The sequence below is a fragment of the Mycolicibacterium insubricum genome, assembly GCF_010731615.1.
Classification (GTDB): domain Bacteria; phylum Actinomycetota; class Actinomycetes; order Mycobacteriales; family Mycobacteriaceae; genus Mycobacterium; species Mycobacterium insubricum.
Genome location: NZ_AP022618.1, coordinates 4,034,478 through 4,059,658, shown reverse-complemented (window position 1 = coordinate 4,059,658; position 25,181 = coordinate 4,034,478). Strand labels below are relative to the sequence as shown.

The following is a 25,181-nucleotide window of genomic DNA, read 5'->3' as shown; positions in this document are numbered from 1 at the left end:
GTCGTCGTAAAAGTCGATGCCGTGCCCGTGGCCTCTGGGGCAGGTCCCCCATTCCTGTGGCCTCAGGGTAGGGCGCGCACCGGCCTGCCGCGCCGATCCGGCTGGTTCAACGCCCGCAGCTCGAGCGCGATCCGGTCGTTCATTCCCGGTGAGCGTGTAGCATGCGTGCTACGTTAGATGGCGTGAGCGCAGACCCTCAGATGGAAAGCTTGTCGCAACGGGAGTTGCGCAACGAGTCCGGGCGTGTGCTCCGGGCGGTGAGCGAGGGACGCTCGTTCGTTGTGACGAACAGCGGTGTGCCCGTGGGAAAGATCGTGCCGATCGACGCCCCCGCGCCGACGCTGACCATTGTCCGCCCGGCGAAGCGAGACGGAGGATGGGCGGCCCTGGCCATCAAGAGAAAGCCTGCGACGCAGAGTGTTTCGGAGACTCTTGACGATCTGCGCGCGGACCGGCTGTGACGGGCCGCCTGGTCATCTATGTCGACACCTCCGCTCTTGGAGCTCTGCTGATCGAACAGCCGGAGAGTGCCGCACTGGTGGAATGGCTCGATCAGACGTCGGCGGTGCTGGTCTCCAGTGATCTCACCGAGACGGAGTTGCGCCGCATCGCCGTCCGAGAAGGCCTCGAACAGGCTGACGTCACCCTTGTCCTCGACGGCGTCGCGCTCGCCGCCCTTGACCGGGCCGTGTACCGCAGCGTCGGCCTGTTGCCGATGCCGTTCCTGCGCACGCTCGATGCGGTGCATCTGGAGTCCGCGGTGCGCCTCGACGCCGCGGCGATTCTCACCTACGACCATCGGCTTGGGGATGCAGCCCGCTCGTTGGGACTCGACGTGATCGCACCGGGCGCGACGGGCGCTGCCTGACTGCGGGCCGAAAGACGTCCCATGACGACGGCGAATTCGCACTTCCAGCCCGATGGGCGCAGCGCGTTGTTGACGTGACGACGCGGTAGCCGGAGGCTGTGAAGATGGTCGCCGTCGTGCAGGTCAACCTCATCGTGGCGAATCTTGCGCGCAGCCGCGAGTTCTACGAACGGCTCGGGGTCGCGTTCATCCCGAGGAACCGTCATGGCGCGGGGCCGGCGGAGGCCTGGGTTTCGGTCGATACGGGTATCTCCGTGGTGTTGCATTCGACGGGGTTCGCGTCGTGGTGGGACGAATCCGAACCGCAACCGTCGCCGGGTGGGCCGCAGATGGATTTTGAACTGGACAGCCCGGCGCAACTGGACGCGGTGGTCGACGGACTTCGGGTCGACGGTGTGGTGGTGCTCAAGACCCCCGCGGATATGCCATGGGGTCAGCGTTTCGCGATCGTGTGCGACCCCGACGGGCACCGTGTCGGGCTGAAGGCCGCGCTCGCCACCGTGAACGAACAGCGGGGGTTGGTCTGATGATCGCCATGCCCCTTGTCGAACGGGCCCTCACCGCGCTGGCTCGCCAGCTCGGTAAACCCACCGGGTTTGCAGGCCGAGTTGTCTCACGGCTGCTCAATCGTGGGAATCGCTCGATTGTCGTCGCGGCGGTCGCCGCCGCGGGTTGTGTACCAGGAGTCCGGGTCGCCGACATCGGGTTCGGGGGAGGCGTCGGACTCGAGCTCCTACTGGATTGCGACGGCACGATGGTCCACGGCATCGAGATGTCGGAAACGATGCTCGCACAAGCGAAGCGCCGGTTCTCCGATCCGATTTTGAGCGGGCGTTTGCAGCTCAATTCCGGTCGGATGGAGAGCCTGCCTCTCGACGACTCCGCGCTGGACGCAATCATCTCGACGAACACGATCTATTTCGTCGCGGACCTCGCCGCGGCTCTGCGTGAGCTGGCCAGGGTGCTGCGACCGGGTGGCCGGCTGGTGCTCGGGGTCGGTGATCCGCATCAGATGGCCAAAATGCCTTTTACCCGACATGGATTCCGGTTGCGCCCCATCGACGAAATCGTGCAGGTCATCCGCGAGGCGGGTTTTGGCCAGGTCGACGACAGGCGCGTCGGCGCTGGCGACGGCGCCTTCCATCTCCTTGTGTGCGAGTTGCCGGGCTGAAGGGGCGACTACCGAGTACGTACGTAGATCCGACGCCGGGGCGCCATTCGCGGTCGTATAGTCCGACTGTGCAGGTTCTCCTGTTCGTACTGGGTCTCGTTCTCTTTCTGCTCGGTCTGCTGACCGGGCTGTTGAATCCGGCGGTGAAGAACCCGCGGATGGGTGTGGCCAGTCACCTGCAGGGCATCACCAACGGCCCCCTTCTCATCGTCATCGGTCTGCTGTGGCCGTATGTCCATCTCGGGCACGTCTGGCAGATCGTTACCGTGGCGCTGCTGACCTATGGCACCTACGCCAACTGGCTGGCAACGCAGTTGGCGGCGATCTGGGGTGCCGGCCGGAGGTTCGCGCCGGCAGCCGCGGGCGAGCACACCGCGTCGCCGGCGAAGGAGGGCGTCGTCGATTTTCTGCTTGCCTCGCTGGCGCCCGCGATCATCGCAGCGACGGTCATCCTGATCGTTGGTGTGTTGCGGTGACGCCTCGGGTGCCGACCGCGCATAGCAAGTCCGCCGGCGTTGCGCAGCTACGCTGTCATTCGTGAGCTCCAGCGGGGACTGCTCGGGTGTCCCGGACAAGGTGGCTGAACTCGCCGGGACGGGGACCGTCGAGCTTGTTTGGCGAAACGAGCTGGGCGGAACAACCTTTCGTCTGACCGACGAATGTCGAATGAGATACATCAAGTGGCAACCCGATATCGGCCTCGATCCGGCCAGGCGTGCGGATGTGGACCTGATCGCGGAGGCGGAGAAGCTCCGTTGGGCCGGCCGATTCGTGCCGGTGCCGGGTGTCCTCGACTGTGGTTCGGATAGCCAGGGGGCCTGGTTGATCACCGAGGCCATCGATGCGACGCCGGCCTTCGCCGATAGGTGGCGGGCGAATCCGGAGGCCGCGGTGCGGGCCATCGCCACTGGTCTGCGACGCCTGCACGACGCGCTTCCGGTGGCCGGCTGCCCCTACGGCGGGTCCTGGTGCGGACCTGTGAAACCTGGGGGACAGGGGCAGTTGGTCGTGTGCCACGGAGATCCCTGCGTGCCGAACACCCTGCTGGATCACGACGGCGCGTTCGCCGCGCATGTCGACCTGGCCAGGCTCGGGGTGGCGGACCGCTGGTCAGACTTGGCAATCGCGACTTACAGCATCAGCTGGGACGTGAACTTCGGCAGGAGCTACGACGACCTGTTCTTCGAGGTCTACGGCGTGCAGCCCGACATCGATCGCATCCGGTTCTACCGTGAACTGTGGGACGCGGAATGACCGCTTTCCCTTTCACAACGAGAAACTTGCTACTACTGTCCATAGTAGTGATGCCGAGGGGATTGGCTGATGCGGTGGCGCGGGGTTAGTCATGTCGAGTTCGCGGTGCTGGACTACGACGAGTCGATTGCGTTCTACGACGCGATGCTGGGCTGGCTCGGCTACAGCAGCTTCTCGTCGATGAACATGGAGTACCAGTCGATCTACTACATGACGCGGTACGTGAACCCGCACAGCTACATCGGAATTCAGCCGGCTCGCACCGGGGAGAAGCTCACCCACAGCGATCAGGCCGTCGGCATCAACCACATTGCGTTGTGGGCTTGCAGCCGCAGGGAAGTGGACCGCTTCTATCGGGATTTCCTGCTGCCGCAGGGGATCCCGGTGACCGACGTGCCCAAGGACTACCCGCAGTACGTTCCCGGGTACTACGCGGTGTTCTTCGACGATCCGATCAACGGCATTCACTGGGAACTGGCCTGGGTCCCGAAGATCCCGTCGCCGCGTCAGCTGTTGGCGTTCTACCGCGCGATGCGCGGATTCTCCCGTGCCCGATCGGATCTGGCGGACACCGTCCTCGGGGTCACCATGCAGGCGAAGCGGAAACTGCCTCGGCGCTGAACGCTCGCCCACCGCGTCAGCGGCTGACGAACTCCACGACGACCTCACTGAAAGCGTCGTTGTCGTCACCGGCGGCGGTGTGCCCGGCGGCGGACAGTTCGACGAATTCCGTCTGCGGGACCTTCGCCAGGAAGTCGCGGACCCCCTCGGCGCTCACCACGTCGGAGAGTCGGCCGCGGATCAGCATGATCGGGATCTGCAGCCCGGCCGCGGCCTGCTCCATCCGCTCGACCCGGCCGAACGGGTTCTCCTTCGGCACGGTGATGAACGCGGGATCCCAATGCCAATGCCAGCGATCCCCGCGCAATCGCAGGTTCTTCTTCAAACCCTCGTGACTGCGCGGCTTGGTGCGATGGGGCAGATAGCGGGAGATCGCCGCGGCGGCGTCCTCCAGGGACGCGAACCCGTCGACGTGGCCGGCCATGAATTCGCGAATGCGCCGGGTGCCGGATTCCTCGACCCGCGGCACCACGTCGACCAGCACCAGCTTGTTCACCTTGGTCGGCCCGGCCTCGGCGGCGACCATGATGCCGGTCAGCCCGCCCATCGACGCCCCGATCAGGGTCACCGGCCGACCGATCGCGTCGAGGATGTTGAAGACGTCGCCGGTCAGCGACCCGATGGAGTAGTCGGCGCCCGGTGCGCGGTCGCTGTCGCCGTGCCCGCGGGTGTCCACGGCAACCACGTGGAAACCCCGATCGGCCAGAACCTGCCCGGTCTTCTTCCAGGAATGACGGTTCTGGCCGCCGCCGTGCAGCATGAGGACGGCGGGGCCGTCACCGGGCCAGGAGTCGCCGACCAGGGTGATGTTGTCGACGCCGCGGAACTGCACCTGCTCGGGCGCTGGGCCCGCGGCGTTGTCCGTGGGGGTGCCGTCTGCCGCCACGTGCGGACTCCTCTCGACGAACTGCTAGGGAACGACGTTACCGCGGCGGCTTCGACGCGCGACTGCGGTACCGTCCTCAGCGGTAGCCGGTAGGTTGGCGACGTAATTTGTGCCACCAGACCCGGACGTGGCGGCTTGCGCGAGCCGACCTGGTCCGCCGAGGAGAAGATATGGCCGACGACGAGCTCGACGCGGATGAAGAGTCCGACGCGGCGGTACTGGAGGCCGCAGAGTCCGACGACGAGCCGGACGCGTCTGCACTGACGGCCGACGACGACGATGCGGCCGTCCTGGAAGCCGCAGAGTCCGACGACGAACCCGAAGCCGCTGCACTCGTTGTGGGCCACGACAACGATGACGACGACGGGGCGGCGGATTCCGGCGGGGAGGAACCGGACGACAAACGGCAGAAGGCGGCGCGACGGCCGAGATCGGCGCTGGCCAAAACCGCCATCACCTTCCTGCTGATCGCCCTGGCGCTCGGCGGTGTGGCCGGTTACCTCGGCTACGTGCGGTATCAGGAGCATGTGGCCCAGCAGCAGCGCGATCGTTTCCTGGCCGTGGGGGAGCAGGTCGCGGTCGACCTCACCTCGGTCCGGTTCGATTCCGCCGAGGCCGATCTGCAGCGCATCCTCGATCACGCCACCGACAACCTCTACAACGATCTGTCCAAGCGCACCGGGACCTTTCCGGAGGTGGCTCGGGCGAATCAGGGCATCGCCTCGGGCAAGGTGATCTCTGCGGGGGTGGAATCGATCGACGACACCCGCGCGCAGGTGCTGGTCGCGGTCAACGTCGTGTGGACCAATCAGACTCTGCCGCAAGAGAAGACCGATCCGTGGCGGATGCGGGTGATGCTGCGTGAGGTCGCCCCCGGTGACGTGAAGGCCTCGCGAGTGGAGTTCGTCCAATGATCGGCCGCCGCTGGAAGAACCGGCCCGAGTCCGCCCCGTCGCCCGAAACGGGTGCGGAGGTGGAACCCGAAATCATCGAAGTGGAATCCGAAACCCTTGAGTCGGACGAATCCCCCGATGTCGATGAAACAGTCGAAGCGGACGACGAATCCGATGAGTCGGAAATCGATATCGATGACGCGGCGCAAGACGACGACCCCGACCCCGCCGACGAAGAGGCGCCCGAGGACCCGTCGCACCAGGACGGCCCACCGTCTCGTCGTGCCCGGATCGTGGTGCTCGGCGTTCTGCCGGCCGTGATCATCGCCCTGGCGGGTGGCGCCGGATACCTCAAGTACGAGAACGCCAAGTATCGGGCGACCGAAACCGCCCGCGTGGAAGCCGTTGACACCGCCAATGATTCGATCGCCAAACTGCTGAGCTATCAACCGTTCGCCGTCGCCGAGCAGCTGGCCTCCGCGCAGGACCTGCTCACCGGCGATTTCCGCACCATCTACTCCAAGGAGATCAACGACAAGATCATCCCGGAGACCCAGAAGCAGAAGATCTCCGCCGAGGCGAGAGCGCTTGCCTCATCGGTGATCTCGGCGAGCCCGAACCGGGTGACCACGCTGCTGTTCGTCAACCAGATGTATGCCGTCGGGGACGGGCCGGAAACCCTGGTCTCCTCCCGGTTCGAGGTGACCCTGGACCTGGTGGGCGGCCGGTGGCTCATCTCGGACATGCGCCGGGTCTGAGGTGACCGTCGAGCCGCTCGCCGCGGTCGACGCGCAGACCTACTGGATGGCGTCGAAGATGCCCAGCGACCAGTTCCTGCTGTACGCCTTCGACGGCGTACCCGCCGATTTCGATGTCCTCATCCGGGAGCTCGCCGGACGCGCGGAAAGCTGCCCGGATCTGAAGTTGCGCATCGTCGACGACAACCGGTGGCGCTACCCGCGCTGGGCCCCGGCGCCTGTGCGCGACGGTCGGTTCCGCCGCCACGACGCCCCCCTCGACTGGCCGGGCTGCCTGGATGCGGTGGCGGCGCTCGCCGTCGACCAGCTCCAACCCCGTGAATCAGCCTGGCGGGTGAACCTTTTCGCACCGGTTTCCGGGGTCCCGAGAGTGTCGGGACCGGCGACGGTCGCCGTCGTGCAGATCGCGCACGCCCTGGCCGACGGGACCCGGGCGGCCGAGCTTGCCGGCTGGCTGTTCGGCCGCCCGCACCAGCCCGGCCCGATCCGGTGCACCCGGCGCGGCAGCCTGCTGCTGCGCAGCATCGCCGCCGGCCGGGTCCACCGCGACCTGAGCGCCGCGATCGCCGCCGGTGACCTGAGCCCGGCGCCGCCGCCGCGGCCACCGCTGCCCACCAACGCCTGCCCGCCCGGGCCGCACCGCATTCGCACGCTGATCGCCGATCGCGCGGCCCTGGCGGGGGAGAGCACCGTCACCGTCGCCGCGCTGTCGGCGATCTCGACGGCGCTGGCCGGCTATCTGGCCGACCGCGGCGCCGACGCGTCCGGACTCGCCGCCGAGGTGCCGCTGCGCAAATCGGGAAACACAAACGCTCGCAACCACTTCCGTAACGTCGGCGTCGGACTGCATCCGGATCTGCCGCGGCAGGAACGGGAGCAGCGGATCGCCGCGGAACTGGCCGCCGCCCGCCGTCGCGCCGATCACCCGGCCGCCCTCGCCGAGGACCGGGCGCTGGCCGCGGTGCCGCCGGCACTGCTGCGCTGGGGTACCGACCGATTCGATCCGGCGGCCCGTGCGCCGACGGTCACCGGCCACACCGTCGTCTCCAGCATCAACCGCGGCCCCGCCGATCTACGCCTGGGCGGGTGCCCGGTGCTGTTCACCGCGGGGTATCCGGCGCTGTCGCCGATGATGGGCCTCACCCACGGGGTGCACGGGCTCGGGGACACCGTCGCGCTCAGCGTGCACGCCGCGTCGTCGATCGATCTGGACGACTATCTGTCCAGATTGGCCCTCGCCCTCCCGTCGGCGTGACACATGGCCTAGATTCTGTTACATGGTTGCCACTAACTATGCGCTCGATTTCGGTCTGCTCCTGCTGCGTGTCGTGCTCGGCCTGACCATGGCCGCCCACGGTTACAACAAGTTCTTCGGCGGAGGGCGGATCGCCGGCACCGCCGCCTGGTTCGAGAGCATCGGCATGAAGCCGGGTGTCCTGCACGCCCGGCTGGCCGCCACGACCGAGATCGCCGCCGGACTGGGCCTGGCCGCCGGGCTGCTCACCCCCGTCCCCGCGGCCGGGTTCGTCGCGCTGATGCTGGTCGCCGCCTGGACCGTGCACCGCCGCAACGGCTTCTTCATCGTGAAGGAGGGCTGGGAGTACAACCTAGTCTTGGCCACCGGGGCCGTCGCGATCGCGGCCACCGGCGCGGGCCGGTTCAGCCTCGACTACCTGCTGTTCAAGGACACCTGCGACCTCTCCTACCTGCTGTACGGCTGGTGCGGCCTGGCGATCGGGCTGGGTCTGGGCCTGCTCGGCGGTATCGGCCAGCTGGCGATCTTCTACCGCCCGCCGGCCAAATAGCCCACTGCGACTAGAACACGTTCTAGTCTGAGGGTATGGGATTCCGCAAGCCCGAACTTCCCGTCGTCGACGTCGACGAATGGAGCCAAGGCAGCTGGGCGGAGAAGATCCGCCCGATGGCCCGGCACTGGGCGGAGGTCGGCTTCGGCACCCCGGTGCTGATGCACCTGTTCTATGTCGGCAAGATCGCGCTCTACATCCTCGGCGCCGTGCTGGTGGTGCTGTCCACCTCGGGTATCGACGGCATCACCGCGGTGGGGCAGTGGTGGACCGAGCCGATCGTCTTCCAGAAGGTCGTGCTGTACACGATGGCGTTCGAGGTCATCGGGCTTGGCTGCGGCTTCGGTCCGCTCAACCACCGCTACCTGCCGCCGATGGGCTCGATCCTGTACTGGCTGCGCCCCAACACCATTCGCCTGCCACCGTGGCCGGGCCGGGTCCCGCTGACCGCCGGGGACAACCGTGGCCCGGTCGACATCGCGCTCTACGGCGCGCTGCTCATCCTGCTCGGGGTGGCCATGTTCTCCGACGGCACCGGATCGGTGCCCGGCCTGTCGACGGACATCGGAGTGCTGCCGATGCTGCTGGTGTGGGCGATCCTGATCGTCCTGACACTGGCCGGCCTGCGCGACAAGGTGATCTTCCTGGCGGCCCGCGGCGAGGTGTACGGATCCTTCACCGTCGCCTTTCTGTTCGCCGGCTACGGCGTAGACATGCTGATCGCGGCCAAGCTGATCTGCATCATGATCTGGATGGGCGCGGCGGTCTCGAAGTTCAACCGGCACTTCCCGTTCGTCATCTCCACCATGATGTCCAACAGCCCGGTCGTGCGGCCCCGGGCGCTCAAGCGCCGGTTCTTCGAGCATTTTCCCGACGACCTGCGGCCCGGCCGGCTGTCCCGGTTCGTCGCACACTTCTCCACCGCGGTGGAACTGCTCATTCCTCTCGCGCTGCTGTTCAGCCACGGTGGCTGGCCGACAGCCATCGCCGCGTTCGTGATGATCTGCTTCCACCTGGGCATCCTGACCGCGATCCCAATGGGCGTACCGCTGGAGTGGAACGTCTTCATGATCTTTTGCGTGCTGGAATTGTTCGTCGGCCATTCCGGCATCGGTCTTGGCGACTTGACCACCGTCGGGCCGTTGCTGCTGACCGCGGTGCTGATCACCGTCGTCGCGGTGGGAAACATGTTCCCGCGCAAGGTTTCCTTTCTGCCCGGCATGCGCTACTACGCTGGGAACTGGGACACCTCGCTGTGGTGCCTCAAACCGTCGGCGTCGGCGAAGATCACCGAGCACATCGTCGCGATCGCCGCGATGCCCGCCGCACAGTTGGAGAAGTTCTACGGCAGCCCGGAAACCGCGCAGGTGCTGCAGTACCTCGGCTACGCGTTCCGCTGCTTCAACACCCACGGCCGGATGATGTACACCCTGGCCCACCGTGCCAAGCGCGGCCCGTCGGGCACCGACGCGGAGGACGAGTACGTGATGACCGACGGGGAACGACTGTGCTCGACGGCGATCGGCTGGAATTTCGGCGACGGCCACATGCACAACGAACAACTCATCGCCGCCCTGCACCAGCGCTGTCATTTCGAACCCGGCGAGGTCCGGGTGGTACTGCTGGATGCCCAGCCCATTCACGTTCAGGCGCAACGCTATCGGCTCGTCGACGCCGCCACAGGTGAGTTCGAGAGTGGCTACATCAGCGTCGCCGACGCGGTGAACCGCCAACCCTGGGACGACGCGGTGCCGGTGCATCCGGACCCGAGGTGGACGGCGTCGTAGGCTGGCCCGACCGACAACAGCAGGAGGCTGCATGAGCGACACCCCAGAACCCGGCGCACTGGTCGACCGGCGCGGCAACGTCATGGTCATCACGATCAACCGGCCCGACGCCCGCAATGCCGTCAACGGGGCGGTCAGCACGGCCGTCGGCGACGCGCTGCAGGCCGCCCAGGACGATCCCGACGTGTGGGCCGTCGTACTGACCGGGGCCGGCGACAAGTCGTTCTGCGCGGGTGCGGACCTGAAGGCGATATCCAAGGGTGAGAACCTCTTTCACCCGACGCACCCGGAGTGGGGCTTTGGCGGCTACGTCAGCCACTTCATCGACAAGCCCACCATCGCCGCGGTCAACGGCACCGCACTCGGTGGCGGTTCGGAGCTCGCCCTGGCCAGCGACCTGGTCATCGCCGAGGAGCGCGCCCAGTTCGGGCTGCCCGAGGTCAAGCGCGGACTGCTGGCGGCCGCCGGCGGGGTGTTCCGCATCATGGACCACCTGCCCCGCAAGGTCGCCATGGAGCTGATCCTCACCGGTGAGTCGCTGACCTCGGCCGACGCCCTGCGCTGGGGCCTGATCAACCAGGTGGTGCCCGACGGCACCGTGCTCGACGCCGCCCTGGCCCTGGCCGAGCGGATCACCGTGAACGCCCCGCTGGCCGTGCAGGCCAGCAAGCGGGTCGCGATGAGCGTCGACGACGGCGAGATCGCCGGCGAGGCCGCACGCTGGGAGCGCTCCAACCGGGAGATGTTCGCCCTGTTGCGCACCGAGGACGCCATGGAGGGGCCGATCGCGTTCGCGCAGAAACGCCCGCCGGTGTGGAAGGCCCGCTGACCGGAGCCGAAAGCCACGCTGGAAAATCACAACGGGCCGGCCCCTCGAAAGAGGGTGCCGGCCCGTGGTGATTGCGTCAGTTGTGCGGCTGTTCCCGCTCGCTGCTCGGAGTGGCCTCCGAACCGCTGCTCGGGGTGGCTTCCGAGGCGCTGGTCGGAGTGCTTTCGGAGGTGCTCGTCGGCGTCGCCTCCGAGCTGGTGGTGGTCGTGGTGGTCTCGGCGGCCGCGATGGCACCCTGCGAGGCGGCCGGATCCAGCACGGTGTCGATCATGTAGATCTGCGCATTGGCCGCGGTGATGCCGCCGCAGACGACCTTGGCGTCATCGACGGTGATGTTCCCACCGGAACCGGTAATGGTGAGCTGCGGGCCCTCCTGCGAGGTCATCTTGCCGGCCACCGACTTCGGGGTCAGCAGACCCAGCGCCATGTGGTAGTAGACCAGCGAGGTCAGCTCGGCGGCGTTGGTCTTCAGCGACGCCAGCTTGGCCGGGTCCAGCTTCTCGAACGCCTCATTGGTGGGCGCGAACACCACGTACGGGCCGTTGTCCAGCACGGCGGCCACGTTGACCTCGGGGTTCATCGAGCCCGACAGCGCGGAGCTGAAGGTCGACAGGTCGGGGTTGTTGGCGATGGCCTGCGAAGCCGGAACGGTCGCCATCGACGGGAACGACGCCGAGCCCGACGGGTGGGCGGCCTTGTAGGCGTCGCAGCCGGGGCCCTCGGGGTCGCGCGGGGGCTTGACCGTGGTGGTCGGATCGTCGGCGTAGGCGATGCCGGCGGTCGGGATGGCCACGGCCAGCGCGGCGACGGCGGCGAACGCGCCGAGGGTCTTACGGGAGGTATTCCACATACTCGTACTGTCTCCTTATTGGTACGTACCTTCTAGGTACGTCGGAACGACGCCCATGGAGTGTTACGGCGTACGCTCACTGAATTTTGTTGACCGGCTCACGCCGATTCCCACCGATGCGGCTGCTCGGGAGCGCATCGAAGCACTTCAAAGGGTAGCCGCAGCCTGCGGCGGAGCCCAAAACGAGCAGCTAAATGCCGGTGGCCCCGGCTTCCCCTCGGCTCCGCGGCCACTCGCTTCGCTCCCGTCCACTCCGCCGAGCCTCGCCGAACCACCCGGCTGAGACGGCTGCGGAGGGCCGGGCTCTACCATTGCCCGCATGCCCGAACCCCTCATCCTGGCCGTCGGCGGCCGAGCCCCACAGTTGCATCCGGAGTCCTGGGTCGCGCCCAACGCCGCGATCATCGGCGACGTCGCGCTCGCCGAGGGGGCCAGTGTCTGGTACGGCGCCACGCTGCGGGCCGAGGCCGAACCGATCCGGATCGGCTACGGCACCAACATCCAGGACGGGGTGACCATTCACGTGGACCCCGAATACCCCGCAACGGTGGGGGCCGGGGTCAGCGTCGGGCACAACGCGGTGCTGCACGGCTGCACCGTCGGCGACGGCGTGCTGATCGGCATGGGCGCGGTCGTCCTCAACGGAGCGGTGATCGGCGACGGCTCGTTGGTGGCGGCCGGCGCACTGGTCCCGCAGGGGATGGTCGTACCGCCAAACTCGCTGGTCGCCGGCGTGCCGGGGCGTATCCGTCGGGAACTGTCCGAATCCGAGATCACCGCCAACCGCACCAACGGGCAGGTCTACCAGCACCTCGCCGAGATGCACCGCGCCGCCGAACCCGTCACCTGACCTCGGCGAGCGTCCCGCCCTCCTCGTCGACCGTGGGGGCTACTTCCCGCCGGGGTTGGCCAAGCCTCACGTTCGACGATGGGATGGCGACGAGCGCTCAGGAGTCGGTGAACTTGGGGGCGCGGCGTTCCTGGAAGGCCTTGATGCCTTCGTCCAGGTCGGGGGCGTCCAGCAGCAGGTATTGGCCGGCGGTCTCGCGGTGCAGGGTGGCATCCAGGTCCCCGAGGGTGGCCGCGTTGATCGCCGACTTGGTCCGCGCGTAGGCCACCGCGGGCCCGGTCAGCAGCCGGTCGATGACCTTGGTGGCCTCCTCGGCGAGCTCCTCCGGCGGGTACACCGCGGCGATCAACCCGTGCTCGCAGGCGTCGGCGGCCGGCAGTCGCTCGGCCAGCAGCGCCATCTTCATCGCCCGGGCGCGCCCGATCGCGGCGGCGACCAGCGCGGTGGCGCCGCCGTCGGGCATCAGGCCGATCTTGGTGAAGGCCAGCAGGAAGTACGCCTCGGTGGAGGCCAGCACCAGGTCGCAGGCTAGGGCCAGCGACACCCCGATGCCCGCGGTCGGCCCGTGCACGACGGCCACCACCGGACGCGGCATGGCGACGATGGCCTGGATGGCGCGGTTGCCGTGCAGCAGGGTGTCCATCGGGTTGTGCCCGTCGCCGGTCTCCTCCTTGCCGATCCCGGCGCCCGAGCAGAAGCCGCGACCGTTCCCGCCCAGGCGTACCACCCGGACCCGAGGATCGGCGGCGGCGGCCTCGAATGCGTCGGCGACCCCGGCGAGCACCTCCGGGGTCAGCGAGTTGAGACTGTCGGGGCGGTCCAGCGTCACCGACAGGACGCCTCCGGTCAGCTTCACCTGAAGTCCGTCTACGGGAGTGAGGGCGTCGAGCCCGGTTTTGGATTGCGCCATAGTGCTACACGATAGAACTCTCTATCTGTCGCCAAAAACCGACCCACCGGTGGGTTGGTAAAAGGGGGAAAAAATCTCACCTGTATGGTCAGCAAAAAGACGAAAGGTGGCCATCGTGGCGGGACCGTTGCACGGTTTGCGGGTTGTGGAATTGGCCGGTATCGGTCCTGGTCCGCACGCCGCACTGATCCTCGGTGATTTAGGTGCCGACGTCGTTCGGGTGGATCGGCCGTCTAAGAGCACCACCCCCTCCGGGGATGCCATCCTGCGCAACCGCCGGTCGGTCACCGCGGATCTGAAGTCCGACGAGGGTCGCGAGTTGGTGCTGCGGCTGGTCGCCAATGCCGACGTGCTCATCGAGGGCTTCCGGCCCGGTGTCACCGAGCGGCTCGGGCTGGGACCCGACGACTGCGCGGCGGTCAACCCGAGGCTGATCTACGCCCGGATGACGGGCTGGGGTCAGCAGGGGCCGCGGTCCCAGCAGGCCGGCCACGACATCAACTACATCTCGCTCAACGGCCTGCTGCACGCCGTCGGGCGCAAGGGCGAAAAGCCGGTCCCTCCGCTGAACATCGCCGGTGACTTCGGCGGAGGCTCGATGTTCCTACTGGTAGGCATCCTCGCCGCACTGTACGAGCGGCAGGCATCCGGCAAGGGCCAGGTGATCGACGCCGCCATGGTCGACGGGTCCAGCGTGCTGATTCAGATGATGTGGGCGTTCCGCGCCAACGGACTGTGGTCGGACGAGCGCGGGACCAACATGCTCGACACCGGCGCGCCCTACTACGACACCTACGAGTGCGCCGACGGGCGCTACATGGCCGTCGGTGCGATCGAACCGCAGTTCTACGCCGAACTGCTGGCCAAGCTGGAGCTGGATCCGGCGACATTGCCCGATCAGAACGACGTCAGCGGCTGGCCGCGGTTGCGCGAGGTGTTCACCGAGACCTTCGCCCGCCATGATCGTGGCCACTGGGCGAAGGTGTTCGCCACCTCCGATGCCTGCGTGACACCGGTACTGGCGTTCGGGGAGGTGCTCGACGAGCCGCACATCGCCGAGCGCGGCACCTTCTACGACTCGGTGGTCAACGGCCTGCAGCCGTCGCCGGCACCGCGGTTCTCCCGCAGTGTCACCGACACTCCGACGCCGCCGCGGATTCCGGGGCAGGACGTCGAGGCCGTGCTCGCGGAGTGGACCGCGCGGGACTGACTCCGCGCAACGGAAGAGTTTCGCGGCCAGAAGCTTCAGGCCGGCACCGCATCGCATCGGACCGGGCCATCTCAGAAAGGGAAGCAGTGGGAATCAGAACGAAATTCACCGAGGTGTTCGGCATCGAGCACCCGATCGCCCAGGGCGGTATGCAGTGGGTCGGCCGCGCGGAGCTGGTGGCGGCCGTCGCCAACGGCGGCGGGCTCGGCTTCATCACCGCGCTGACCCAGCCGACGCCGGCCGATCTGGCCAACGAGATCGCCAAGACCCGGGATCTCACCGACAAGCCGTTCGGGGTGAACCTGACCATCCTGCCGTCGATCAACCCGCCGCCGTACGAGGAGTACCGGCAGGTCATCGTCGACTCCGGGGTCAAGATCGTCGAGACCGCCGGCTCCAACCCGGCGCCGCACCTGCCGATGTTCCACGACAACGGCATCAAGGTGCTGCACAAGTGCACCGCCGTGCGGCACGCCGTCAAGGCGCAGTCCCTCGGGGTGGACGGCATCAGCATCGACGGGTTCGAGTGCGCCGGGCATCCCGGTGAGGACGACATCCCCGGCCTGGTGCTGATCCCGGCCGCCGCCAAGCAGATCGAGATCCCGATGATCGCCTCGGGCGGCTTCGCCGATGCCCGCGGGCTGGTCGCCGCGCTGGCGCTGGGCGCCGACGGCATCAACATGGGCACCCGGTTCATGTGCACCGTGGAGTCCTGCATCCACCAGAACGTCAAGGAGGCGATCGTCGCCGGCGACGAGCGCGGCACCGAGCTGATCTTCCGGCCGCTGCGCAACACCGCCCGCGTCGCGTCCAACACGGTCTCGCGCGAGGTCGTCAAGATCCTCGACGACGGCGGCCAGTTCGAGGACGTCCGCGACCTGGTGGCCGGTGTGCGCGGCCGCCGGGTGTTCGACGAGGGTGACCTGGATGCCGGTATCTGGACCGTCGGCACCGCCCAGGGCCTGATCCACGACATCCCCACCTGCGGTGACCTCATCGCGCGGATGGTCGCCGAGGCCGAGGACATCATCACCAACCAGCTGGCCGGTCTGGTCACCCGCTAGACCCGGCAACGCAAAATGCCTGCCCTGCCGGGAAACGGCAGGGCAGGCACCTTTGCTCAGAGCACCGCGTGGCGCGCTAAACGGGCAGGCCCGGCTGGCATCGGCTCACCGCACACGCGTCACGGCGTGCAGCGGGTGAGCCGACCGCTCAGCTGGCGATGGGCTGGGTGTCTTCGAGTTGCTCGGAGGTGTCACCCTCGACGAGAAAATCGCCGTGGTAGAGGGCCTCGAAATCGACCTTGATGACGTCTGCGTTGGTGTCGTCGATCCACATGAAGTTGAGCGTATGGCCCGGCTCTAAGGAATCAGTGAGTCACGATTCGGAAAACATTGGCAATTATTACCCTGCGGTAGGGAAGCGGCCCCTTTTCTGCCGCACGCATCTGTTGACGTCGATAACTTACCGATGTTAACTTTGCCCATCGCAACCGCCGCCGACCGGAAGGCACGACGTGCTCCATCGCATCGCGCACCTCGCCCTGCGGGCCCCGAAAGCCGTGCTCGCCGCCGCGCTACTGATCTTCATCGGCGCCGCCGTGTTCGGCTTCCCCGCCGCCAAGAGCCTCTCGGCCGGCGGGTTCCAGGACCCCACCTCGCAGTCGGCCGCCGCCAGCGAGATCATGACCAAGAACTTCGGGCAGAGCGACATGCAGCTGCTCTACACCATCACCGGCCCCGGCGGGTACGACGGCCCGGCCGTGCGCGCCGCCGGCACCGACATCGTCACCGCGATCAAGGAATCCGGCCGCTCGCTGAGCGTCCTGACGCCGTGGACCTCGGCGGGACCCGTCGCCACCACCATGATCGGCGACGACGGCAACACCGCGCTGATCGTCGCCAGCCTCGACGGCGGCGAGAACAACGCCCAGAAATACGCCCGCCAGCTCGCCGAACGGATCGACACCGAGGTGCTGCCGAAGCATCCCGACGTCACCGCCAAGCCCGGCGGCTCGGCGATGATCTACGCCGAGATCAACTCCCAGACCGAACGCGACCTGCTGCTGATGGAGAGCATCGCCGTACCGCTGAGCTTCCTGGTGCTGGTCTGGGTGTTCGGCGGGCTGCTCGCCGCCGCGCTGCCGATGGCCGTCGGCGGCCTGGCCATCGTCGGGTCCCTGTCGGTGCTGCGGCTGATCACCTACACCACCGACGTGTCGATCTTCGCGCTGAACCTCACCACCGCGATGGGCCTGGCGCTGGCCATCGACTACACGTTGCTGATCATCAGCCGCTACCGCGACGAGATCAACGCCGGCGAGCCGCCCGAGCGGGCGCTGGTGCGCACCATGGCCACCGCCGGGCGCACGGTGCTGTTCTCCGCGGTGACAGTCGCCCTGTCGATGTCGGCGATGGCCCTGTTCCCGATGTACTTTTTGCGCTCGTTCGCCTACGCCGGGGTCGCCGTCGTGGTGTTCGCGGCGCTGGCCGCCATCATCGTCACCCCGGCGGCCATCGTGCTGCTCGGACCGCGCCTGGACGCCCTGGACATCCGCCGGATGCTGCGCCGGCTGACCGGGCGCCCGCAGCCGGCGGTCAAACCCGTCGAGCAGGTGTTCTTCTACCGCTCCACCAAGTTCGTCATGCGCCGGGCCATCCCGATCGGCGCCGCCGCCGTCGTCCTGCTGCTGTTCCTCGGCGCCCCGTTCCTCGGCGTCAAGTGGGGTTTCCCCGACGACCGGGTGTTGCCCACCTCGGCCAGCGCACATCAGGTCGGCGACCAGCTGCGCGACGAGTTCCCGTCGTACTCGCCGTCGGCGGTGACCATCGTGTTCCCCGACGCCGAGGGCCTCAACGAGGGGAGCCTGGAGACCTACGCCTCGCAGATCTCCTCGAAGGTCGCCGACGTCACCGCCGTCACCGCGCCGACCGGCACCTTCGTGCACGGCCTGCGCACCTCGGCGCCGACGACGTCCACCGGATTCGCCGCCGGCAAGGCGTTCCTCACCGTCGCGAGCACCGCACCGTTGTACTCCGAGGCGTCCTACCATCAGCTCGACGCGCTGCGCGCCCTGCCCACCCCCGATGACCGACCGATCCAGCTGACCGGGCTCAGCCAGATCAACTCCGACAGCGTGCACGCCATCACCTCCCGGCTGCCGCTGGTGCTCGGCGTCATCGCGGTCATTACCTTCGTGCTGCTGTTCCTGCTCACCGGCTCGGTGGTGCTGCCGCTGAAGGCACTGGTGCTCAACGTGCTGTCGCTGTCGGCGGCGTTCGGCGCGCTGGTGTGGATCTTCCAGGAGGGACATCTCGGTGCGCTGGGTACGACGGCGACCGGCACCCTGGTGGCCAACATGCCGGTGCTGCTGTTCTGCATCGCCTTCGGGCTGTCCATGGACTACGAGGTGTTCCTCATCGCGAGGATCCGGGAGTTCTGGCTGGCCAGCGGCAAGACCAGCGCGGACAACGACGAGTCGGTGGCGCTCGGCCTGGCGCGCACCGGCCGGGTGATCACCGCCGCCGCGCTGGTGATGTCGATTTCGTTCGCCGCGCTGATGGCCGCGCAGGTGTCGTTCATGCGGATGTTCGGCGTCGGGCTGACGCTGGCCGTGCTGGTCGACGCCACCGTGGTGCGGGTGGTGTTGGTGCCGGCGTTCATGAAGGTGATGGGCCGGTGGAACTGGTGGGCGCCCACGCCGCTGGCCGCGCTGCACCGCCGGTTCGGCATCAGTGAATCCGGGGACGAGCCGGCCCCCGACGAGCCCGCCACCGACAAGAAGGCCCGCAACAAGGCCGGTGACAAGAAGGCCCGCGCCAAGGTGCAGGATGCGGATCCGGCGACGGCCCAGGCGCCGTCGTGACCGGGCCGGCCCGTCGCCGGCGCAACGCCCGCGGGTCCGGCGAGCAGCTGCGCGAGGAGATCCTCGACGCCGCCACCGGGCTGCTACTGAAAAGCGGTCACGCCAAGGCGATGTCCATCCGGGCGGTCGCCCAGCACGTCGGGGTGACCCCGCCGTCGATCTACCTGCACTTCGCCGACAAGGACGCGCTGCTAGACGCGGTGTGCGCCCGCTACTTCGAATCCCTCGACGAGCGGATGCAGGCCGCCGGCGCCGGGGCCGCGGGCCCGCTGGATGCGCTGCGGGCCCAGGGCCTGGCCTACGTGCGCTTCGCCGCGGAGAACCCGGAGCTGTACCGGATCGCGACGATGAGCGAGGTCCGGCCGGGCAGCGACACCGACGCCGCGCTGGCCAGCTCGGCGTTCATCCACCTGCGCGACTCGGTACAGACGCTCATGGACGTGGGTATCTACGCCGCCGACGACCCGACGGTGGTCACCCTGGAACTGTGGGCGGCCGCCCACGGCGTCGCCGCGCTGATGGTGTCCAAGCCGTACCTGCCGTTCGGCGGAGTCGAGGAGTTCGCCGACCGGGTGCTCAGGTCGGTGTGCGCGGGCCGGATCGTCCTCGACGTCGTCGGCCGCGACGCCACCGGCGAGCAGTTCCTGGACTGGGTGGCCGGTGCACGAGGCATGATGCGCAAGGCATGATGAAGGACGCCGACGGGCCGCAGTGACCCGCGGCGGTCCGGCACCTAAACCAGGAGCATGCAGATGAGCACGACCCAGACGGTTCACCACCCGATGTTCGCCCGGCTGTGGGTCGCCATGTCCTCGCACGAGACGGAGCTGATCACCCGGCTGCGCCGGGAGAACCTGGACGGGCTGACCGGGCGGGTGCTGGAGATCGGCGCCGGTGCGGGCAACAACTTCGCCTACTACCCCGACACCGTCGAGCAGGTGGTGGCCATCGAGCCCGAAGAGCATCTGTTCGAGCACGGCCAGCGGGCCGCGGCGGCGGCTCCGGTCCCGGTGAGCGTCACCGAGAAGACCGGCGAGGCACTGGCCAACGACCCGGCCGGCGAGGAACCGTTCGACGCGGTGGTCTGCTCGCTGGTGCTGTGCACCGTCAACGATCCGGATCTCGTTGTGAGCCAAGCGCTCTCCCACCTCAAGCCCGGCGGTGAATTGCGCTACCTGGAACACGTGGCCAGCGCCGGGGCGCTCGGGCGGGTGCAGCGGGCGGCCGACGCCACCGTGTGGCCGCGGCTGTTCGGCAACTGCCACACCCACCGCGACACCGAATCGGTCATCGAGGCCGCCGGATTCGAGGTGCAGAGCCGTCGCCGGCTGTGGACCCTGCCCCGCTGGGCACCGCTGCCGGTGTCCGAATTCGCCATCGGCCGCGCCGTCCGCCCGGCGTAGCGCAGACTCAGTCGGCGAACGCCGCGTCCAGATACGCCACCGCGTCATCGCGCCCCAGACCGACCGAGCGGGTCGCGGCGACGAACGCCTGCGCGGCGGCGGCCATCGTCGCATCGGCGGCATCCGGACGGGCGACGAAACTGCCCTTGCGGCCCCGGGTCTCCACCACCCCGGCCGACTCCAGCTCCCGATAGGTCCGGGCCACCGTGTTGACCGCCAGATCCAGGCGCCCGGCCAGGTCACGCACCGTCGGCAACCGGGTGCCCGGGGCGAGCCGGCCGTCGCGGACCGCGGCGACGACCTGGGTCCGCAGCTGCTCGAAGATCGGCACGGTCGACGACGCGTCGACCTGCAACCACTCCACCGACTCCACCCGACGAGTATCACACCGGTGAGGGCTATTTTTGGAGCGTGCATATCGCGGTGTTGTCCGGAGCGGGGATCTCGGCCGAAAGTGGCGTCCCCACGTTCCGCGACGACCGCAACGGCTTCTGGGCCCGATTCGACCCCTACGAACTGTCGAGTACCGACGGCTGGCGCCGGCACCCCGAACGCGTCTGGGCTTGGTACCTGTGGCGCCATCACCTGGTGCTCGAGGTCGAGCCCAACGACGGGCACCGCGCGGTCGCGGACTGGCAGGACATCGCCGAGGTCACCGTCATCACCCAGAACGTCGACGACCTGCACGAACGCGCCGGCAGCGGCAACGTCCAGCACCTGCACGGCAGCCTGTTCGAATTCCGCTGCGACCGCTGCGATTCACGCTACGACGGCGACATCCCCGACATGCCCGAGCCCGAGCTGGAGGCCGCCCCACCGGCCTGCGGCTGCGGTGGACTGATCCGCCCCGACATCGTCTGGTTCGGCGAGAACCTGCCCGAGGGCCCGTGGGACGCCTCGGTGCAGGCAGTGCAGGACGCGGACGTGATGATCGTGGTCGGCACGTCGGGGATCGTCTACCCGGCCGCCGGCCTGCCCGAGCTGGCGCTGCGGCGGGGGATACCGGTGATCGAGGTGAACCCCGAGGAAACACCACTGTCGGGCCAGGTCACCGCGGTGGTGCGGGAAAGCGCCGGCGACGCGCTGCCCACCCTGCTGCCGCGGCTGATCGGGATGCTGGGCTGATCGGTCGCGGTTGTCAGCCGAATTCCAGCAGCACGGTCACCCCGCGCAGCGGATCCAGCAGCGGGGACAGCCGCGTCGCGGCCAGCAGTGCATTGGTCACCGATCCGCGCCCGGGTGCGTGCCGGACGTCGCGGACCGTCCGTACCCCGGGGATGTCCACCAGGGTCGCGGCTTCTGACGGTGACATCGAAAACGGCATCGCCGGAACGGTGTAACGCCACGAGGTTTTCAGCCAGCCGCTCCGGGCCAACGCGGTGAACCACGACGGCGGCAGGTCGAACATCATGGCGCCGCCGGGAAAACGGCTGGCGCACTCCCGGATCAGGTCCAGCGCGGCGTCGGGCTCCAGATACATCAACAGACCCTCGGCGGTGATGAACACTCCCGGGCCCGGGTCCAGGCCGTCCATCCAGCGGTAGTCCAGGGCCGACTGGGCACACAGCTCGACCCGGTCCGATGCCGGCAGCAGCCGTCGGCGCAATTCGACGATCGGTTCCAGATCGACGGTCAGCCAACGGAACTGCGGATCGGTGACGGCCGTCTCGACGCGCCAGAAACTGGTCTGCAGCCCCTCGGCGAGGGCCACCACCGTCGCCTTGGGGTGGCGGGCCAGGTAGGTCAGAGTCTCCCGGTCGAAGGTCAGCGCCCGGATGGCGAAATCCTGGCGGGTGCGGCCGAACCGGGAGAAGTCGTAGTCGATGCTCTCCAGCAGCTGCACGGCCATCGGATCCTCGATGATGGCGTCGGGCCGGCCGGCCTCGCGGGCCCGGGAGTGCAGCGTCAGCAGGGCGGTTTCGGAAACGCCGGTCAAATCGGCGGTGGTCTTCTCGGTCATCCCCACCGAGACTACCGGGCGAGCACTTTGGCCAGCGTCCGCAGATTGCGGGTGGTGGTCGAGGACTTGTAGGCGCGCTTGCCCATCGTCTTGCCGATCGGCGAGTCCAGCGTGGATCCCCGGGGCACCTGCCAGTACAGCACCCCGTCGCCGGGCGCGATCTGTTCTTCGGGGCCCGCGGTCAGCGCGGCGAGTTCGTCGAGCACGGCGGGGTCGGCGACGAAGGTGACATAGGAGTGGGAGCCCTCGACCTCGCGGGGGAACGGGAAGGCCGCCGATATCGCGGCGAGTGTGTCGACGTCGTAGACCAGCACCCAGGCGTCGTAGCCGAAGGCCTCTCGCAGCGACCGCTCGGCCGTCGCGCGTACGTCCGCAGCGTCGGTCCCGGATTCCAGCAGCACATTCCCACTCGCCAGCACGGTGGCGACGCCGGTGAACCCGGCATCGGTGAAAACTCCGGCCACATCGGCCATTTTGAGGTTGACCCCGCCGACGTTGACGCCGCGCAGGAAGGCCACGTATCTGGTCATCGCGACTCCTTCTCCCACGATGCTAGTGGGGTCGCCTGCGGGTCAGTAGGCTCGAAGCATGAGCCGCGACGTGTTCGACGACAAGCTGTTGGCCGTGATCGGCGGGAACTCGCTGGGGGTGCTGGCGACCATCAAACGCGACGGCCGCCCGCAGCTGTCGAATGTGTCGTATTACTTCGATCCGCGGGAGACGACCATCGCGGTGTCGATCACCGAGCCGCGGGCCAAGACGCGCAACCTGCGCCGCGATCCGCGGGCCTCGATCCTGGTGTCGGCCGACGACGGCTGGGCCTATGCGGTCGCCGAGGGGGATGCGGTGCTCAGCGCCCCGGCCGCCGACCCGAACGACGCCACCGTGGAGGCGCTCGTCGAGCTGTACCGCAACATCAGCGGTGAGCATCCGGACTGGGACGAGTACCGCCAGGCGATGGTGACCGACCGGCGGGTGCTGCTGAGGCTGCCGATTACGCACCTGTACGGGATGCCCCCGGGGCGCCGCTAGCCGCTCTTGCGGCGGAAGTTGCGGCGGTTCTCCACCGGGCCGTGGGCCTTGTTGTGACCGGCGCCGGCGTCCTGGTGCGCGGTACCCGAGGCGGACTTCTCGTTCTTGCGTTCCAGCGCTTCGCGGAACTTGCGCTGGGATTCCGGCTCGGGCATCTCATGCTTGGCCATAGGCGCAGCCTAACGCGACGTGCTCCCCGATTCAGCCCGGAGGGCCGCGTGTCCCGATGAATCGGCGACGGTCGGGCGAGCCAGCAACCGGGCCCCGCACAGCGCGGCGAGCATGACGGCGGTGCAGTACACGCCGTCGTCCTTGAGGCCCCACTTGATCGACACCAGCAGCGCCAGCCCCGCCAGGCACAGCAGGGTCCCGACGGCGGCGCTGCGCGGCCCGGGTTCGCGCACCACGCCGCCGTCCCAGCCCGGCAGAGGGCGGCTCTCCAGCGGTCGCAGCGCCACGAACAGCACCCCGACGGCGACCAGCATGATCAGCGACTGCAGGACGCTGAGCTCCGCCAGGTACGGGTGTCCGGGATGCCGCGGCAGGCCCGCGTAGTCGAACGCCAGGTGCATCAGCAGCAGGGCCGGCATGTGCCACAGGTACAGCGTCATCGCGCCGGAGTTGCCGATCGCCGTCAGCTGCCACACCCGGGGCCGCTGCGCCCAGCGGTTAATGGCCGGGGCCGCGGCGATCGCCAACAGGCACAACACGATTGCGTGTCCGGCCAGCAGCAGCGACGGCGGCGTCATGTTTGGCAGCCGCATGCCGTCGATACCCACCAGGCTCAGCTCGTAGGGGCCGAACCGCAGTAGGGCGAGGTCGACGACGAACATCATCGCGGCCAGCATCAGGGCGTGGCGGCCGCTGAGCAGCTTGCGCCGGTAGGCCACGCCGAACATGCCGGGAATCAGCCAGACCGCCATGTTCAGGTACCCGAGCATCGCGGTGCCCTCGACGTTGATCCGCACCGCGTCGACGACGGCGACCATCAGGTAGCCGATCGTGACGGCGACGGCCAGCCGCCGGACCGTGGTGATCCGGGCCAGCAGCGGGATCGCGGCCAACACCAGCACGTAGGCGCCGAGGAACCACAGCAACTGGGTGGAGATGCCGGCGATCGGGCGGTAGACGTAGTCGGGCAGCAGCCGGTGCAGCACCGTCAGGCACACCGCCCAGAACGCCAGGTAGTAGAACACCGGCCGGAACAGCCGGGTGCACCGGTTGAGCAGGAACCCACCCCAGGACGAACCGGGCGTCCAGGATCCGACGCTGGCGGCGGTACCGGCGAAGAAGAACAGCGGCATGATCTGCAGGACCCAGGTCAGCGCCTGGAACACCGTCGAGGTGGTGAGCAGGTTGTCCCAGTGGAACACCTGGCCCTCGATGGCGCTGGTGGCCATGATGGTGTGGCCGAGCACCACGCCGATCAGCGACACGATGCGGATGACGTCGATCGCGCGGTCGCGGTCGGGCGGGGTCTGCGCGGCGACCTCGGCGGGGCTGGGGAAACGCGTGAATGCGGGCATGGGAGTCAACCTATGGCGGTCTCCGTTGAGTAATTGTCCCCAGTGTGACAGCTCGCCGCGGTCGCGTGAGCCCGGATCTAGACTGGCGGAATGTCTCGCCTGCAGCTCACCCAGGATCCCGACGCCGACGCGTTGTTGACCGCCGACCCGTTGGCGCTGTTGTTGGGGATGATGCTGGATCAGCAGATACCCATGGAGGTGGCGTTCGCCGGGCCGAAGAAGCTGTATGACCGGATGGGTGGGCTGGACGCGGCCGCGATCGCCGACGCCGACCCGGCGACGTTCGCCGCGTTGTTCGCCGAAACCCCGGCGGTGCACCGGTTTCCGGGGTCGATGGCCACGCGGGCCCAGGACCTGTGCCGGATCATCGTCGACGAGTACGACGGCGACGCGTCCCGGATCTGGACCGCCGGTGATCCCGACGGCCGGGAGATCCTCAAGCGGCTCAAGGCGCTTCCCGGGTTCGGCGACCAGAAGGCCCGGATCTTCCTGGCCCTGCTGGGCAAGCAGTACGGCCTGACCGCGCCGGGCTGGCGCGAGGCGGCCGGGGACTACGGTCGCGACGGTGTGCACATGTCGGTGGCCGACGTGCGCGACCGCGCGTCACTGGATGAGGTGCGCAGCTACAAGAAGCAGATGAAAGCCGCCGCCAAAGCCGCAAAGGGCTGAGCTCCCGCCGACCGTGGGGGCTACTTCTTGCGGG

The 25,181-nt window shown here is 68.2% G+C and carries 31 protein-coding genes; 22 read left to right on the top strand and 9 right to left on the bottom strand.

The window, feature by feature from the left end; translation table 11 throughout:
• Positions 1-182 precede the first annotated feature (182 nt).
• From G6N16_RS19020 to G6N16_RS18990, 7 genes are all read left to right on the top strand, one after another.
• Positions 183-461 (top strand): type II toxin-antitoxin system Phd/YefM family antitoxin, encoded by a 279-nt coding sequence (locus G6N16_RS19020; protein ID WP_234805899.1) that lies wholly within the window; start codon positions 183-185, stop codon positions 459-461.
• Complete coding sequence (locus tag G6N16_RS19015; RefSeq protein WP_083031744.1) at positions 458-868, top strand: type II toxin-antitoxin system VapC family toxin; 411 nt, start codon at positions 458-460, stop codon at positions 866-868. Before G6N16_RS19020 ends, G6N16_RS19015 begins: the two co-directional genes overlap by 4 nt.
• Before the next feature lie 104 nt (positions 869-972).
• Positions 973-1,395, top strand: coding sequence for a VOC family protein (locus G6N16_RS19010; protein WP_133052957.1), 423 nt, complete (start codon positions 973-975; stop codon positions 1,393-1,395).
• Positions 1,395-2,039, top strand: coding sequence for a class I SAM-dependent methyltransferase (locus tag G6N16_RS19005; protein WP_083031741.1), 645 nt, complete (start codon positions 1,395-1,397; stop codon positions 2,037-2,039). The genes G6N16_RS19010 and G6N16_RS19005 overlap by 1 nt, the downstream gene beginning before the upstream one ends.
• 68 nt (positions 2,040-2,107) lie before the next feature.
• Positions 2,108-2,515, top strand: a complete 408-nt coding sequence (locus tag G6N16_RS19000; RefSeq protein ID WP_083031740.1) for a styrene oxide isomerase — start codon at positions 2,108-2,110, stop codon at positions 2,513-2,515.
• A gap of 100 nt (positions 2,516-2,615) precedes the next feature.
• Entirely contained in the window at positions 2,616-3,293 is a 678-nt protein-coding gene (locus tag G6N16_RS18995) for an aminoglycoside 3'-phosphotransferase (protein WP_234805898.1), read from the top strand.
• Between the two features lie 69 nt (positions 3,294-3,362).
• Complete coding sequence (locus G6N16_RS18990; protein ID WP_083031737.1) at positions 3,363-3,914, top strand: VOC family protein; 552 nt, start codon at positions 3,363-3,365, stop codon at positions 3,912-3,914.
• A gap of 16 nt (positions 3,915-3,930) precedes the next feature.
• Here G6N16_RS18990 and G6N16_RS18985 read toward each other — a convergent pair whose 3' ends face one another.
• Positions 3,931-4,800, bottom strand: coding sequence for an alpha/beta fold hydrolase (locus tag G6N16_RS18985; RefSeq protein ID WP_234805897.1), 870 nt, complete (start codon positions 4,798-4,800; stop codon positions 3,931-3,933).
• Between the two features lie 170 nt (positions 4,801-4,970).
• Here G6N16_RS18985 and G6N16_RS18980 point away from each other — a divergent pair, with 170 nt between their 5' ends.
• The 6 genes from G6N16_RS18980 to G6N16_RS18955 are packed head-to-tail and all read left to right on the top strand — an operon-like array spanning position 4,971 to position 10,872.
• Complete coding sequence (locus G6N16_RS18980) at positions 4,971-5,714, top strand: Rv1363c family protein (RefSeq protein WP_083031736.1); 744 nt, start codon at positions 4,971-4,973, stop codon at positions 5,712-5,714.
• A gap of 59 nt (positions 5,715-5,773) precedes the next feature.
• Positions 5,774-6,451, top strand: coding sequence for a hypothetical protein (locus G6N16_RS18975; RefSeq protein ID WP_133052956.1), 678 nt, complete (start codon positions 5,774-5,776; stop codon positions 6,449-6,451).
• Positions 6,452-6,497: 46 nt separating this feature from the next.
• Positions 6,498-7,706 carry a WS/DGAT/MGAT family O-acyltransferase gene (locus G6N16_RS18970; protein ID WP_179961276.1) on the top strand — a complete coding sequence of 403 codons (1,209 nt, stop codon included), beginning with the start codon at positions 6,498-6,500 and terminating at the stop codon, positions 7,704-7,706.
• Positions 7,707-7,728: 22 nt separating this feature from the next.
• The gene (locus G6N16_RS18965) at positions 7,729-8,256 is read left to right on the top strand and encodes a DoxX family protein (RefSeq protein WP_083031731.1); all 528 of its coding nucleotides are present in this window, start codon (positions 7,729-7,731) and stop codon (positions 8,254-8,256) included.
• A gap of 35 nt (positions 8,257-8,291) precedes the next feature.
• On the top strand, positions 8,292-10,043 hold the full coding sequence (locus G6N16_RS18960; protein ID WP_083031730.1) for a DUF3556 domain-containing protein: 1,752 nt from the start codon (positions 8,292-8,294) through the stop codon (positions 10,041-10,043).
• Between the two features lie 31 nt (positions 10,044-10,074).
• On the top strand, positions 10,075-10,872 hold the full coding sequence (locus tag G6N16_RS18955) for a crotonase/enoyl-CoA hydratase family protein (protein WP_083031728.1): 798 nt from the start codon (positions 10,075-10,077) through the stop codon (positions 10,870-10,872).
• Positions 10,873-10,948: 76 nt separating this feature from the next.
• Here the strand turns inward: G6N16_RS18955 and G6N16_RS18950 are convergent, their stop codons facing one another.
• Complete coding sequence (locus G6N16_RS18950) at positions 10,949-11,722, bottom strand: fasciclin domain-containing protein (RefSeq protein ID WP_083031727.1); 774 nt, start codon at positions 11,720-11,722, stop codon at positions 10,949-10,951.
• Positions 11,723-12,041: 319 nt separating this feature from the next.
• On the opposite strand from G6N16_RS18950, the gene G6N16_RS18945 reads away from it, so the two are divergent.
• Complete coding sequence (locus tag G6N16_RS18945; RefSeq protein WP_083031725.1) at positions 12,042-12,572, top strand: gamma carbonic anhydrase family protein; 531 nt, start codon at positions 12,042-12,044, stop codon at positions 12,570-12,572.
• A 97-nt stretch (positions 12,573-12,669) separates the two neighbouring features.
• On the opposite strand, the gene G6N16_RS18940 is transcribed toward G6N16_RS18945, so the two are convergent.
• The gene (locus G6N16_RS18940) at positions 12,670-13,482 is read right to left on the bottom strand and encodes an enoyl-CoA hydratase (RefSeq protein ID WP_083031724.1); all 813 of its coding nucleotides are present in this window, start codon (positions 13,480-13,482) and stop codon (positions 12,670-12,672) included.
• A gap of 115 nt (positions 13,483-13,597) precedes the next feature.
• Here G6N16_RS18940 and G6N16_RS18935 point away from each other — a divergent pair, with 115 nt between their 5' ends.
• Both G6N16_RS18935 and G6N16_RS18930 read left to right on the top strand, forming a co-directional pair.
• Positions 13,598-14,692 (top strand): CaiB/BaiF CoA transferase family protein, encoded by a 1,095-nt coding sequence (locus G6N16_RS18935; protein WP_083031772.1) that lies wholly within the window; start codon positions 13,598-13,600, stop codon positions 14,690-14,692.
• Between the two features lie 86 nt (positions 14,693-14,778).
• A complete protein-coding gene (locus G6N16_RS18930; RefSeq protein ID WP_083031722.1) occupies positions 14,779-15,756 on the top strand; it encodes an NAD(P)H-dependent flavin oxidoreductase in 978 nt (325 codons plus the stop codon).
• A gap of 148 nt (positions 15,757-15,904) precedes the next feature.
• On the opposite strand, the gene G6N16_RS21995 is transcribed toward G6N16_RS18930, so the two are convergent.
• A complete protein-coding gene (locus tag G6N16_RS21995) occupies positions 15,905-16,030 on the bottom strand; it encodes a hypothetical protein (protein ID WP_264026427.1) in 126 nt (41 codons plus the stop codon).
• A 178-nt stretch (positions 16,031-16,208) separates the two neighbouring features.
• On the opposite strand from G6N16_RS21995, the gene G6N16_RS18925 reads away from it, so the two are divergent.
• The 3 genes from G6N16_RS18925 (at position 16,209) to G6N16_RS18915 (ending at position 19,960) form a co-directional block, all read left to right on the top strand.
• Positions 16,209-18,557, top strand: a complete 2,349-nt coding sequence (locus G6N16_RS18925; RefSeq protein WP_083031721.1) for an MMPL family transporter — start codon at positions 16,209-16,211, stop codon at positions 18,555-18,557.
• A complete protein-coding gene (locus G6N16_RS18920; RefSeq protein WP_083031719.1) occupies positions 18,554-19,246 on the top strand; it encodes a TetR/AcrR family transcriptional regulator in 693 nt (230 codons plus the stop codon). The genes G6N16_RS18925 and G6N16_RS18920 overlap by 4 nt, the downstream gene beginning before the upstream one ends.
• Before the next feature lie 63 nt (positions 19,247-19,309).
• Positions 19,310-19,960, top strand: a complete 651-nt coding sequence (locus G6N16_RS18915) for a class I SAM-dependent methyltransferase (RefSeq protein ID WP_110810888.1) — start codon at positions 19,310-19,312, stop codon at positions 19,958-19,960.
• A 7-nt stretch (positions 19,961-19,967) separates the two neighbouring features.
• Here G6N16_RS18915 and G6N16_RS18910 read toward each other — a convergent pair whose 3' ends face one another.
• Entirely contained in the window at positions 19,968-20,333 is a 366-nt protein-coding gene (locus G6N16_RS18910) for an Rv1152 family transcriptional regulator (RefSeq protein ID WP_083031716.1), read from the bottom strand.
• Between the two features lie 38 nt (positions 20,334-20,371).
• On the opposite strand from G6N16_RS18910, the gene G6N16_RS18905 reads away from it, so the two are divergent.
• Positions 20,372-21,085 carry an NAD-dependent deacylase gene (locus tag G6N16_RS18905; protein ID WP_083031715.1) on the top strand — a complete coding sequence of 238 codons (714 nt, stop codon included), beginning with the start codon at positions 20,372-20,374 and terminating at the stop codon, positions 21,083-21,085.
• 13 nt (positions 21,086-21,098) lie between these two features.
• On the opposite strand, the gene G6N16_RS18900 is transcribed toward G6N16_RS18905, so the two are convergent.
• Together G6N16_RS18900 and G6N16_RS18895 are read right to left on the bottom strand one after the other, a co-directional pair.
• Positions 21,099-21,920: a class I SAM-dependent methyltransferase gene (locus G6N16_RS18900; protein WP_083031713.1), complete on the bottom strand. Its 822-nt coding sequence runs from the start codon at positions 21,918-21,920 to the stop codon at positions 21,099-21,101.
• Positions 21,921-21,931: 11 nt separating this feature from the next.
• Entirely contained in the window at positions 21,932-22,450 is a 519-nt protein-coding gene (locus G6N16_RS18895; RefSeq protein WP_083031712.1) for a DUF1697 domain-containing protein, read from the bottom strand.
• Positions 22,451-22,508: 58 nt separating this feature from the next.
• Here G6N16_RS18895 and G6N16_RS18890 point away from each other — a divergent pair, with 58 nt between their 5' ends.
• Positions 22,509-22,952 carry a PPOX class F420-dependent oxidoreductase gene (locus G6N16_RS18890; RefSeq protein WP_083031710.1) on the top strand — a complete coding sequence of 148 codons (444 nt, stop codon included), beginning with the start codon at positions 22,509-22,511 and terminating at the stop codon, positions 22,950-22,952.
• Here G6N16_RS18890 and G6N16_RS18885 read toward each other — a convergent pair.
• A complete protein-coding gene (locus G6N16_RS18885; protein WP_163787926.1) occupies positions 22,949-23,122 on the bottom strand; it encodes a DUF5302 domain-containing protein in 174 nt (57 codons plus the stop codon). The two genes, G6N16_RS18890 and G6N16_RS18885, sit on opposite strands and share 4 nt — an antisense overlap.
• Before the next feature lie 9 nt (positions 23,123-23,131).
• Positions 23,132-24,478, bottom strand: a complete 1,347-nt coding sequence (locus tag G6N16_RS18880; RefSeq protein ID WP_083031709.1) for an acyltransferase family protein — start codon at positions 24,476-24,478, stop codon at positions 23,132-23,134.
• A gap of 90 nt (positions 24,479-24,568) precedes the next feature.
• On the opposite strand from G6N16_RS18880, the gene G6N16_RS18875 reads away from it, so the two are divergent.
• The gene (locus tag G6N16_RS18875; RefSeq protein ID WP_083031707.1) at positions 24,569-25,147 is read left to right on the top strand and encodes an HhH-GPD-type base excision DNA repair protein; all 579 of its coding nucleotides are present in this window, start codon (positions 24,569-24,571) and stop codon (positions 25,145-25,147) included.
• Positions 25,148-25,181: the final 34 nt, after the last annotated feature.